Here is a 14,403-nt window from a genome sequence, read left to right on the forward strand (position 1 = left end):
TCCTGTAGCTAGCAGCCCAAATTAGTTGATCAAGGTGATATAAAAAGGCCCCTTCGAGTGAAGAGGCCTAGTATTTTCATTTAACCTGCTAACCATTAAATATCCGTAGGTGGCAGCTTATCTATTACGGTTTGCAAGATCTCAGAGTCAGTCGGAGAGTTTGATATTGTACTATCGCCGCTCTCGTCTACACCCGTTTCGGATCCATTGTTGTCTACCGTCATTTCTTCTTGCGATCCCAAGTCGTCTTCTAACGCTGGAATTATCAATTCCTCCGGTGGAAGCTCAAGATCAACTTGCTCAAAGGTGACTACCGTTGAACTGTCTTCAGTTGCGATATCATCAGAACCTGGAAGCGTGATGGTATCGTCAGGCATGCCAATAACCGGAATAGTTTCATCAGGTAGAATCGGTGTAACCTTTCCATCAGATTGCGGCTGCGGTGTTTCCTTACTACCTGGTTGCAGAACGATCTCGCTAATTGGCTCGTCGCCTGCAGTGTTACTTTCTTCAACACCACCTGTGCCGACAGCACCGCCAATCGCATCCTCACCAGGTAAGGTAATTCTAGACTCTGGAGTTGTAGGCGAAACAGTTCCTTCATTAAGAGGAGTTATCTCAACACTTCTACCAGTCTCTGTAATAAGCGCATTGTCGTTGCTTTCATCTACTAATCCCGTTTCGGAAACAGTGACCACCGTTTCATCATTTTCCGGTAAAGTGATGGTGTCCATAGGTGGAAGCGCAACTGTTGCATCTACTGCGATAGGTGCAACGTTGCTTGCTCTGCCAGTATCCTCAATGTTCGTACGTTCTGTAACAAAACCTGCTGTTTCACCAGTACTTGTTGACGATGAAACTGTATTCTCATTCGAACGTGAAGTGTCATCTTCTGGAAGAGTAATGGTATCGTCAGGCATGCCAATAACCGGAATAGTTTCATCAGGTAGAATCGGTGTAACGTCTCCGTCAGATAGCGGCAGCGGTATTTCATCGCTACCTGTCTGCAATGCGATCTCGCTAATTGGCTCGTCGCCTGCAGTATTACTTTCTTCAACACCACCTGTGCCGACAGCACCGCCAATCGCATCCTCACCAGGTAAGGTAATTCTAGACTCTGGAATTGAAGGCGAAACAGTTCCTTCATTCAGAGGCGTTAATTCAAAACTTCTACCAGACTCTGCAATAAGCGCATTGTCGATGCTTTCATCCACTGATGTCGTTTGAGAAACACTGGCTACTGTTTCATCATTCGCAGGCAAAGTAATGGTGTCCATAGGTGGAAGTGTAACCGTTGCATCTACCGCGATAGGTGTAAGATTGTTTGCTCTTTCAGTATCGTCGATGTTCGTACGTTCTGTACCAAAACCGGCCGTTTCACCACTATTTGTTGACGATGAAACTGTATTCTCATTCGAACGCACAGTGTCATCTTCTGGAAGCGTAATGGTATCGTCAACCGGTAACGGTGAAATTAAAGACGCGCCTAACGCCATAACGGTGAATGCAGATGAACCAGATTGCCCAGCAATATCCTCATTGCCAACTTGGCTGCTTGAAGTAACTGCACTGCCACCTCCAATAAGCCCAGAAGTCCCTACTATACTGAAAGCAAAATCATCGTTCGGTATGGTAATTGAGTCTTCAGGCTGAACTGGTGCATCCGATATTCCAGTGTTGTCATTGGTAAAATCGCCAAACAGCGAGTCTTCAAATAGCGAGATTGAACCACTGCTGCCGGTATCGTTTATCTCATTACCGCTGGAATTATAATCCTGAGTTAATGTAACTAAGTTTCCAGCAGCATCGGTCATTGAAATCTCTACACTAACGGTAGCTAAACCAAGTAAGTTCAATCCAAGGGATGCTATTTCAAAACTACCATCAGATTGCACCAAAGCGGTTTTAATTATCGGTGCTTCTAGCGCGCCGAGTGCCGTTTTAACGGTTAACGTAATAGTGAGTTCAAACCCTTCGAACTCTGGCCCAACGGTACCGCGCAATATTTCGGAACCTAATAAACTGGTATCGAGCTCTGTAATTTGAATGTTAGGCGCTACGTTAATTAGCTGTGTTAATGATGTAGTTTCAGTACCACCGCTGCCATCAGACACGCTGGCTGAAACCACCAAATCTCCTACTTTTACAGGAGCAGCAGGTACCACGCTGAAAGTACCGTCATTTTGAACGGTTGCCGTTTCGTTATATACGTTGCCTAATGGGTCAGTAAGTGTGAAAGAAATCACTTCGCCAATACGATCGCTAGTGCCAGAAATCGTTGGAGTCAGCGAAGAGCCGTCAATTGGATCTAGCTCTAGCGTCGTTAAATTAACGCTCATCACACCATTTGTGTTTAATGTAGCAATAGACGTTGTTCCATCATTCACATCGATAATTTCCGCATCGACAGTAAGCAGACCGTCTACAAATGCCTGCGCAAAATCTATGCTGAACGTACCGTCGTTAGCTACTGTAGAGGTGATCGTTTCTGTATTGCCCAACCTATCGGTAACCGTAATGCGAATAAGATCGCCTACGTTCTCACTTTCACCAGTGATCGTTGGTATAGCATTTTCGAAACTCAGTGAATCGATGCTAAGTACATCCAGATCTACATCAATTAATCCCGTAGTTGTGATATTGGCAAGGGCATTATTCCCTGAATCTAGAATGGTGGCATCTACCGTTAATAAGCCATCCGCTAGGTTAGCTGTTACCGGAATAGAGAAGGTACCGTCGTTTGCCACAATACCCGTTACGGTTTGCGTTGCGCCGGTGCCATCGGTAATCAACAAGCTAATAGTTTCACCAATAAACTCACTTTCACCGGTGATAGTTGGTGTAGCAGAATTAAAGTCTAAAGAGTTCAGACTTAACACATCCAGATCTACATCAATCAACCCCGTAGTTGTGATATTGGCAAGGGCATTATTCCCTGAGTCCAAAATAGTGGCATCTACCGTTAATAAGCCATCCGCTAAGTTTGCCGTCACTGGAATAGAGAAGGTGCCGTCGTTTGCCACAATTCCTGTTACGGTCTGTGTTGCGCCGGTGCCATCGGTAATCAATAAGCTAATAGTTTCACCAATAAATTCACTTTCACCGGTGATAGTTGGTGTAGCAGAATTAAAGTCTAAAGAGTTCAGACTTAGCACATCTAGATCGACATCTATCAACCCTGTAGTTGTGATATTGGCAAGGGCATTGTTCCCTGAATCCAGAATGGTGGCATCTACGGTTAATAAGCCATCCGCTAGGTTAGCTGTTACCGGAATCGAGAAGGTACCGTCGTTGGCCACAATACCCGTTACGGTTTGTGTAGCGCCGGTGCCATCGGTGATAAGTAAGCTAATGGTTTCACCTATGTATTCGCTGACACCAGTAATAGTAGGCGTTGCCGAGTTGAAGTTAAGCGCATCAATGCTTAGTTCGCTAAGGCTTACGTTAATGATGCCTGTTACATCAGCGGTTACTAAATTGTTGTCTGCATCAAGTACGCTTGCTTGGACAGACAGCAAACCTTGTTGAAGGTCAACGGGGACCTGATAGCTGAACGTACCATCATCTTGCACTGTTACCGATACTGTTGTTGTGCTGCCATCAGGCTCGGTAAGCGTGAGTTCAACGGTGCTGCCAATGCGTTCGCTTATACCAGAGATTATCGGTGTTAGGGTAGACCCATCAATGGCGTTTAATTGAAGCACTGGTAAATTGAAGTCAACAATTCCACTAGTGTTAAGTGTCACCAAATTACCGTCGCTGTCTAATACCGATGCATCTATATCAAGCAAGCCTTGGGCTAAATCGCTTGGTACAGTAATTGAGAATACACCGTTATTTTGCACTACCGCTGTAAGGGTTTGTACCGCGCCACTGCTATCTGTAAGCACGAGTGTTACGGTTTCACCGATTCGCTCACTTACGCCAGTAATCGTTGGTGTAAGTGAATCTAAGGTTAATGTATCTAGTTGCAGCACAGGGAGTGTTAGGTCAAGTACGCCCGATGTGGACACAGTGACTACATTGCCGTCGCTACCTAGAACTGATACATCAACGTCTATAAGGCCTTCACTTAAATCGCTTGGCACGGTAACGGTAAAGAACCCATTGTTTTGTACAACCGCCGTAAGGTTTTGAACAACGCCGTTACCATCGGTAACGATAATGGTGACAGTTTCACCTATACGTTCACTCATACCTGTAATAGTTGGGGTTAAGCTATCTAGGGTTAAGCTGTTAATGTTCAGCACCGGAATAGTTAAATCAAGAATACCCGAGGTGCTAACGGTTGCTAAGTTGCCGTCAGCATCAAGCACTTCTGCTTGCACGTTCAGCAAACCTTGCGCCAAATCGGTAGGTACGTCTACCGAGAACGTACCGTCGTTTTGAACAATAGCTGTAAGTGTGTAATTGCCGCCATTACCGTCTGTTAGCGTAATGGTAACTTCACTACCTACACGTTCGCTGATACCAGTTATAGTAGGGCGTAATGTATCTAGAACTAGCGCGTCTAAGTTGATGACCGGCAGCGACACATCAACAATACCCGATGTTGTCACTGTTGCTAGGTTGCCAGCATCGTCAAGCACCGATACATCCACAGAAAGCAGCCCTTGTGGTAAATCGCTTGGTACTGTAATGGAGTATGTGCCATCGCCCTGCACTGTGGTAGTCAGCGTGGTTTCATTACCTGCGCTATCGGTAAGTACTATGGTGACAGTGGTTCCAGCCTCACTTAGCCCGCTTATAGTTGGACGAAGTGAATCTAGGTCGGTGATATCGACAGTAATCGATGGTGGGGTGATATCTATATCGCCCAGCACACTAACACTTGTTGTATTACCTGCTTCATCAGAAATTTCAGCGGTAATGGTGACTACACCTTCGGGTAAATCACTTGGAACCGCTATTGAATAGGTACCGTCGCTTTGTACGGTTGCACTTAGCGTTTGCGTGCTGCTATCGCTGCCCACTACCGTGATGGTTACTGTGGCGCCAATTTCGTCACTGGTTCCACTAATAACCGGGGTTAAATCGTTTACTGCGCCCAATGCGTCTATGGTAAGAATTGGCGCGGTTACATCAATTTCAACGTCTGTGGTAACGGTACTGACTACGCCATCGTCAACAGTAACTTCAATGGTAGCGGTACCTTCATTAAGGGTAATAGGCACCGTGCCTGAGAAGGTTCCATCAGGTAGCACCACAGTATTTATGGTGACCACTTCACTGCCATTTTGAGAGATAACGATAGTAACTGGCGTACCAGCAATGGCATCGGTGACACCTGACACTACCGGCAAGTCGCTTACAACATCAGCGGTGAGATCTAGCGTTATGCTTGATGCTGTAAGATCTAATTCTAAGATTGTGGTTTCAACTGAAGAATTACCCGCAGGGTCGGTCGCATCGACTTGTATCGTTAGCAGACCTTCTGCAAGTGCATCGGGTATCACAACAGAGAAGTCGCCGAACTCATCAACAATAGCGGTTAAGATTTGCGTATCACCATTTGAATCTGTAATGGTAACAAGAATCTCTGTGCCTTCCTCAAGGTCTACAGAGCCTGAAATTTCTGGGGTGGCAACGTTTATTACGCCGTTTTGGTCAATGCTAATAATAGGTGCTGTCGTGTCTACTTCAGCGTTAATCGACGCATTAACAATATTACCAGCCTCGTCGAGTACCTGAGCACTTACGGTAAAGTTTCCATCTGCAAGAGGTAGCGGCACATCCACACTCCAGCTGCCATCAACTTGGACTACGGCTGCAATGGTTTGCTCAATGCCCGTACTGCTTGTTACTGTTACAAGTACAATAGTACCTACGCTCACATCCGTAGAGCCGGTGATAGTTGGCGTTGGATCGCTGGTAAGGTCAATAGGGTCGATAACAATGGCCGGAGGCGTTGTATCCACTTCACCTGTATCAGTGGCTGTTGCACTGTTTCCGGCACTATCGCTTACTGTTGCACTTACGGTGAAATTGCCCTCAGCAAGCGCAGTAGGCACTTCCACAGAATAAGTACCGTTCGCTTGTACTATTGCTGATAAAGTTTGAACCGCTCCATTGCTGTCTGTAACCGTAATAGTTACCGTGGTTCCAGCTGCAGCATCGGTGGTGCCGTTAATAACCGGAGTGGTATCGTTGGTAACATCATCAACATCCACGGTAATGGATGGGGCCGTGACGTCTATAACACCTGTATCAGCGTCGGTTGCGGTATTTCCTGCGTCGTCAGTGGCGCTTACTGAAACAGTAAAACTTCCCTCAGCCATAGCAGCAGGCACATCCGCGCTAAAGGTGCCATTAGCGGCCACAATCGCCGTGAATACTTGCGTAACGCCAGCATTATCTACCACAGTAATTTGAACACTGCTTCCAGCTGGCAGGTCTGTAGAGCCAGTGATGGTAGGCGTTGTATCGTTACCTGTACCAGGATCGTTCACACTTATCACAGGAGCCGTAACGTCAATAGTGCCGTTTTCCGTATCTGACGCAGTATTACCGGCAAGGTCGGTAACTTGAGCTTCTACTGTATAGCTTCCCTCAGCCAAATCGACAGGTACTTCAACGCTGAAGCTACCGTCTAACTGCACCGTTGCCGTTAGGTTCTGCACGTTACCTGCACTGTCCGTGACGGTGATAGATACCGTGCTTCCCGCTGGTTGGTCAGTGGTGCCGGTAATTAATGGCGTAGCATCGTTTCCTAAACCAGGATCTGCAACGTCAACTGCGGGTGAGGTAGTATCAACTACACCACCTGTTTCCGTATCTGTTCCAACATTGCCACTACCATCAGCAACTTCAGCTTCTACAGTGTAAGCACCCTCAGCTAAATCGGCAGGTACGCTTGCGCTGAACGTGCCATTTGCCTGCACAGTGGCAGTAAATGTTTGTGCGTTGCCCGCGCTGTCAGTCACCGTAAGCGTTACCGTACTGCCCACTGGCGCATTAGTAGTACCGCTGATTAGCGGCGTAGGGTCGTTGGTTTGACCTAACGGGTCGATATCGATGTTTGGTGCACTTGTGTTAATGGTGCCACTGTCACTCACCGTTGCGCTATTGCCTGCAGCATCAGTTGCGCTTGCCGTTACGGTGTAGTTGCCGTCTGCTAGTGCAGTGGGTACCTCTACAGAGAAGGTGCCATCATTATTTACCGTAGCATTAAGTGTTTGAGTATTGCCGTTTGCATCGGTGACTACCAGCGTAACAATGCTGCCTTGTGGTAAATCGGTAGTACCGCTTAATGTAGGCGTATCATCGTTGCCGCTACTTACAGGAGTTAGCGATATAACAGGCGCGATAGTATCTACTACGCCATCATTGTTCGATACCTGAACCGTGTTACCAGCATCGTCTGTGGCAGTTACTGTTACGGTGTAACTACCTTCAGCAAGTGCAGTCGGTACTTCAGCTTGATAGCTGCCATCATTGGCAACCGTTGCTGTAAACGTATGGCTAATGTTGTTACTGTCAGTTACCACTATGGTAACAGTGCTGCCTTGTGGTAAATCAGTAGTACCTGAGATAAGTGGTGTATCGTCGTTGGTTAGCCCTTGTGCATCAACCGTAATTGCAGGAGCTAGCGTGTCTACTACGCCGTCGTTGTCATTAGCAGTAGCAGTGTTTCCAGCTTCGTCTGTAGCAGTTACGGTAACCGTGTAGGCGCCCTCAGCTAGGTCAGCAGGTACGTCAGCACTGTAAGAACCATCGGCACCCACTACTGCAGTAAAGGTTTGAGCGTTGCCCTCACTGTCTACGACTGTAATCGACACGGTACTTCCTTGAGGTAGGTCAGTAGTGCCAGAAATCGTTGGGGTTGCGTCGTTAGTAAGCGCTTGCGCATCAGTAGTAATTGCAGGTGGCATGGTATCTACAATACCGCCATTTTCTGTTGCAGTTGCCGTATTACCTGCACCGTCGGTTGCAGTTGCCGTAACGGTGTAAGCCCCCTCGGCTAGCGGCGTGCCAACCTCAACACTGTACGAACCATCTGCTTGCACTGTGGCAGTCAGGTTTTGGGTATTGCCTGCACTATCAGTTACGGCGATAGACACAGTGCTACCCGCAGGTAAATCGGTAGTACCCGATATAGTTGGTGTGGTGTCGTTGTCTGCACCTAATGCATCTATGGTAAGTGATGGGGCGGCCGAATTGACGGTACCGCTTACGCTATCACTTGCAGTGTTGCCAGCTTCATCAGTTGCATTTGCAGTTACGGTGTAGTTTCCGTCAGCCAATGATGCCGGTACTTCCACAGAGAAACTTCCATCGCTGGCAACAGTAGCACTGAAAGTTTGTGTTGCACCGGCACTGTCGGTAACCGTTATTGATACTGTGCTTCCTGGAGCTAAATCAGTGTTTCCACTTATAACAGGTGTACTGTCATTTCCAGTGCCTTGAGGATCCAAAGTAATCACGGGTGATGTTGTATCTACGCTACCGCCAGTTTCTGTTACCGTGGTTGAATTGCCCACCGAATCAGTGGCCGTGGCAACAACATCAAAATCACCTTCAGCAAGTGCAGTAGGTACTTCAACACTGAAATTACCAGCTGCATCAACCGTTGCTGTTAAGGTTTGAACATTACCCGCGCTGTCCGTCACGGTTAACGTTACGGTAGCACCTTTTGGCAGATCGGTGGTGCCCGAAATTGTAGGCGTTGGATCGTTGTCGGTGTTAAGCGGCGTAAGCGTTAATATTGGCGGCGTAGTATCAATGACGCCGTTTCCATCAGCTACGGTTGTGGTGTTGCCATCGCTATCTGTAGCAACCACTTCAACTGTATACGGGCCATCAACCAGCGCTGTCGGTACGTCTGCAGAGAAGTTTCCGCTTGCATCTACGGTTGCGTTAAATACCTGAACGTTACCCGCATCGTCTGTTACGGTAATAGATATGGTGCTACCCGCAGGTAAATCGGTGGTGCCTGAAATCGTCGGTGTTGAATCGTTTCCTTCACCTTGTGGCGCGAGTGTTAACGATGGCGCAGTGGTATCTATACTGCCGCTTTGTGTTGCAGATGCGGTGTTACCCGCGGCATCGGTAGCTTCTGCAGAAACCGTGTAGTTTCCGTCGGCAAGTGGGGTTGGAACGTCAACTGAAAAGTTGCCATCCGCATCTACGGTTGCCGTTATCACCTGAATATTGCCCGCACTATCAGTAATGGTTAACGTTACTTCGTTACCCGCTGCAAGGTCGGTGCTACCTGATATTGTAGGCGTATTGTCGTTGCTAGCACCAAGTGCATCAAGATTAATAGAGGGTGGGATGGTATCGATAACACCACTGTTTGATGACGCCGATGCTGTGTTTCCGCTGGCATCAGTACCTGTAGCCGTAACCGAGTAAGCGCCTTCACTTAATGGTGTTAGTGCATCCACACTAAATGAGCCATCAGCATTCACTGTAGTAATAATCGTTTGCGTGTTACCAGCGCTATCGGTAATGGTTATTGTTATGTCGGTGCCAACCGGTAAATCAGTGTTGCCTGAGATGGTTGGCGTATCGTCATTACCCACCTCTTGCGCATCAAGCGTGAGTGTAGGAGCGTTGGCATCAAACGAGCCAGTCTCTGAATCGGTGGCGGTATTACCTGCGTTGTCTGTAACGCTCGCGCTAACTGTATAATCGCCCTCTGATAGGTCGTTTGGCACGTCTGCACTAAAGTTCCCGCTAGCATCCACGGTTGCGGTAAATGTTTGTGTATTGCCGTCACTGTCAGTTACCGACAAAGTAACGACACTACCTTCTGGCATATCGGTAGTACCAGAAATGGTCGGTGTAGCGTCATTACTAGTACCTAAAGGCGTTAGCGAGATAGTAGGCGATGTTGTATCTATGTTGCCGCCATTTTCATTCGCTGTAGTGCTATTACCCGCGGCATCGGTAGCGGTTGCTTCTACTGCAAAGGCGCCTTCCGCTAGCGGCGTTGTAGCCTCTACGCTGAAGTTTCCATTGTCATCAACAATAGCGGTTAAGGTTTGCACATTGCCAGCACTATCGGTAACAACAATGGTTACCGTTGCCCCTGCGGATAGGTCAGTGGTTCCCGAGATCAGTGGTGTGGCATCGTTGCTATCGCCTAACGAATTAAGCGATATTGAAGGTGGCTGAGTATCAACAGAGCCACCATTATCAACTGCTGTCGCAGAATTACCGCTTCCATCGGTTACCGTTGCTGTTACGGTGTAGTCGCCTTCAGCCAGCGCATTTGGCACCTCTGCGCTAAACGTTCCATCGCCTTGAACAATGGCTTGGAAAATTTGGGTGTTACCGTCAGCATCAACAACGGTAAGGGTTACTGTCGTACCTGGTGTAACATCAGAAGTGCCAGAAATAAGCGGTGTAGCATCGTTATCGAGTCCTTGCGCATCAAGCGTAATTGTTGGCGCTGCGCTATTAATATTACCTGTTGCGCTGTCGGTCGCTGTGTTTCCAGCGTCGTCAGTTGCAGTTGCTTCAACGGTATAGTCACCATCTGCAAGTGCATTGGGTACTTCTACACTAAAGTTGCCATCAGCATCTACGGTAGCGGTAAGCGTTTGTGTAACACCGTCATTGTCGGTTACCACTAATGTTACAGTACTGCCTTCTTCTAGGTCGGTACTACCGCTAATGGTTGGCGTTGTGTCATTCCCGCTTGTTAAAGGGTCCAACTCTACAACCGGAGGTGTCGTATCCAAGGTTGTGGTGGTAGTAGTCGTGGATGTATCGCCATCGTCATCTGTTGCTGTAACTTCAACCGTAATTTCACCGTCCACAAGACCATCTGGTATTTCAAAACTAAAATCACCATTTTCGTCAGTAGGCACTGTTATCGTTTGGCTATTACCTTCGCTATCAGTTATGGTAACGACAACCTCTGAATTAGGCGTATCTGACGAACCGTTAAACACATCACCGCCATCGGTAACAGGCTGTGGCTGCACAACAACACTTGGGCCATCAACATTTATTGCGGCATTAATCGACGTTGACGTTGTATTGCCTGCTTGATCAGAAACCGTTGCAGTGACACTGAAGTCACCATCTGCAAGCTCCTGCGGTACTTCAACGCTGAAGCTTCCGTCTTCTTGCACAGTGGCTGTAAGATTAATTATTGTTCCATCACTGTGGACCAATTGAATGGTAACTGTGGCACCCGCGCCAGCATCGGTCTCACCTTGAATTAGCGGTGTGTTGTCGTTGGTAGTGCCTATGGCGTCAAGTGATAAGGTAGGAGGCGTTGTATCAACAATGCCTGTAACCGTGTTTGACGATGAATTACCGCTTGGGTCAGTGACCGTTACGTTTACGGTATATTCGCCCTCAGCAAGCTCTGCTGGTATATCAGCATCAAAGGAACCATCGGCGTTCACCGTCGTAGTAAACGTTTGTTCGTTCCCTTCACTATCAGTTACTACAATCACAACGGTACTTCCAGCAGGCGCGGTTGTTTCACCAGAAATATTTGGCGTAGTGTCGTTGGTAGGAGCAGGCTGATTTACTGTGGTAGAAGGTGCCGTCGTATCATAATTACCGTTCGCCGTAGCTGTTACTGTATTACCTGCGGCGTCTGACACAGTAGCTGTTACATCGTATGCACCTGGCGCTACGTCCGCAGGTACTTCAACGCTAAACGTTCCGTCATCATTGACCAGTGCCGTAAATGTTTGTGTGTTTCCTGCACTGTCGGTAACCGTAAAACTAACCACACTTCCAGGTGCTACATCGGTGAAGCCCGAAATTGTAGGTGTTGCGTCGCCGTTTGAGCCTGGGTCGCTCAGCGTAATGGTTGGTGCCGTGGTATCAACGACAGACGCTATACTATCTGTAGCAGTATTACCTGCTTCATCGGTAACGCTAGCATCTACCGTAAATTCTCCTTCAGCTAGGTCTGCGGGCACCTCTGCGCTAAACGTGCCGTCAGCTTGAACAACGGCAGTAATAGTTTGCGTGTTGCCGGCACTGTCAGTGATAGTCAGCGTTACCACGCTGCCTGGTGTGGCATCGGTTGTACCGGAAAGAAGTGGGGTTGTGTCGTTAGTTGTAGCAATGGCATCTAGCGCAATTGAAGGTGCAGTTAGGTCTATTTCACCTGTTGTGCTATCTATTGCCGTGTTGCCCGCTTCATCGGTAACGCTGGCGTCTACAGTAAATTCGCCTTCTGCTAATTCTGTTGGTACTTCAGCGCTAAACGTGCCGTCAGCTTGAACAACGGCAGTAATAGCTTGCGTGTTGCCGGCACTGTCAGTAATAGTTAGCGTTACCACGCTACCGGGCGTGGCATTGGTTGTACCCGAGAGAAGCGGCGTGGTGTCGTTAGTTGTAGCAACGGCATCTAGCGCAATTGAAGGTGCAGTTAGGTCTATATCACCTGTTGTGCTATCTATCGCCGTGTTGCCCGCTTCATCGGTAACGCTAGCGTCTACAGTAAATTCGCCTTCTGCTAATTCTGTTGGTACTTCAGCACTGAACGTACCGTCAGCTTGAACAACGGCAGTAATAGTTTGCGTGTTGCCGGCACTGTCAGTAATAGTTAGCGTTACCACGCTACCGGGCGTGGCATCGGTTGTACCCGAGAGAAGCGGCGTGGTGTCGTTAGTTGTAGCAACGGCATCTAGCGCAATTGAAGGTGCAGTTAGGTCTATTTCACCTGTTGTGCTATCTATTGCCGTGTTGCCCGCTTCATCGGTAACGCTGGCGTCTACAGTAAATTCGCCTTTTGCTAATTCTGTTGGTACTTCAGCGCTAAACGTGCCGTCAGCTTGAACAACGGCAGTAATAGTTTGCGTGTTGCCGTCACTGTCAGTGATAGTAAGTGTCACCACGCTGCCTGGTGTGGCATCGGTTGTACCAGAAAGAATCGGCGTGTTGTCGTTAGTTGTAGCAACGGTATCAAGTGAAATAGTGGGGGCAGTAAGGTCTATCTCACCCGTTGTCGTATCGGTAGCCGTGTTGCCGACGGTGTCAGTCACGTTTGCATCAACAGTGAATTCGCCTTCAGCTAAGTCTGCTAGCACTTCAGCACTAAACGTACCGTCTGCCTGAACAACGGCAGTAATAGTTTGCGTGTTTCCTGCGCTGTCCGTTACCGTTAGCGTTACAACACTGCCTGGAGCTGCATCTGTAGTACCCGAAAGCAGTGGCGTTGTGTCGTTGGTCGTCGCAATGGCGTCTAATGCAATGGTTGGTGCTGTTGTATCAATCTGACCTGTTGTTGAATCGGTTCCTGTGTTACCAACCTCGTCAACAACACTTGCATCAACGGTAAATGATCCCTCAGCAAGCGCGGCGGGAACTTCTGCACTAAACGAACCATCAGCTTGTACCACAGCAGTTACCGTTTGTACGTTACCAGCACTATCAGTAATAGTGAGTGTTACAACACTGCCTGGCGTGGCGTCTGTGGTACCCGACAATAGCGGAGTAGTGTCGTTTGTTTCGTCAATATCATCTAGGTCTATCACTGGCGGTGTAATATCAATAACACCTGCGCCGCTATCTGACGCCGTGTTTCCAAATGGACCAACCACAGTGGCATCAACGGTAAACGGCCCATCTGAAAGTGGCTGTGTAACTTCAGCACTAAATGAACCGTCATCTAATACTGTAGCGGTAACGGTTTGCACATTACCCTCTGCATCAGTAATGGTAAGCGTAACGGTACTGCCAGGAATTGCCGATGTTTCACCAGTAAGTAGAGGGGTTGTATCGTTAGACGCTGGAATATCATCAAGCGTTAACAGTATATCAGCCGACTGGTCGCCATCGCCTGATAGGCCGTAGTTTGACGTGTCGTTAGTGTTACTCGCATTGCCTTCCTCTCCAAAAGAGGATGGTGTGGTTTGTTCATTAATTCTATCGACACGCACAAACGTAATACCGCCATCGGCACCGCCACCACCATTAAGACCTGCAGCGGTTGCTTCTAACGACTCAAGAATGTCACCGTCGCCTGACAATAAATCTAAAATATCATCGCCATCACTGGTCGCCTGCTGATTACCATCATTATTATCAACACCAAGCAGTGCAGCAACGTCATCTAAACTTTGATCGAATACACTGAACTCATCGTCTGAATTGTCTTCAGTAAAATCAGCTTGAAGTGGAAAAACAACATTTTGCCCTGCAGGTAAAACGCGAAGTTCGCCGTCTATCGATACAACAACGGTTGATGATGAAAGAATTTCAAGTCTGTCGCCTTCTAAAATAATGTCACCTTGTTGAAGCGAGACAGTTTCACCGGTTTCGTTTCTTATTAACGTCGCTGTACCGTTTATTTCATTAACAATTACTGAGGCCATGTGTGTCTCTCGTACTTTTTTTGCCAATCTCTTATAAAAGTAGAAGAGATTTTTTTTATTCGTTACCGGACCGTAGTACGGGTAGCCGAAAGTCTAGTGCTTACATCGT

1 protein-coding gene is annotated in these 14,403 nt (G+C 47.8%); it reads right to left on the reverse strand.

Annotated elements, in window-relative coordinates:
- Positions 1 to 95 precede the first annotated feature (95 nt).
- The gene (locus ACGHAV_RS08405; protein ID WP_390379032.1) at positions 96 to 14,294 is read right to left on the reverse strand and encodes an Ig-like domain-containing protein; all 14,199 of its coding nucleotides are present in this window, start codon (positions 14,292 to 14,294) and stop codon (positions 96 to 98) included.
- Positions 14,295 to 14,403: the final 109 nt, after the last annotated feature.

Origin of the sequence: Alteromonas sp. MTD1, assembly GCF_042848195.1 — a bacterium.
Taxonomy (GTDB): Bacteria; Pseudomonadota; Gammaproteobacteria; order Enterobacterales; family Alteromonadaceae; genus Alteromonas.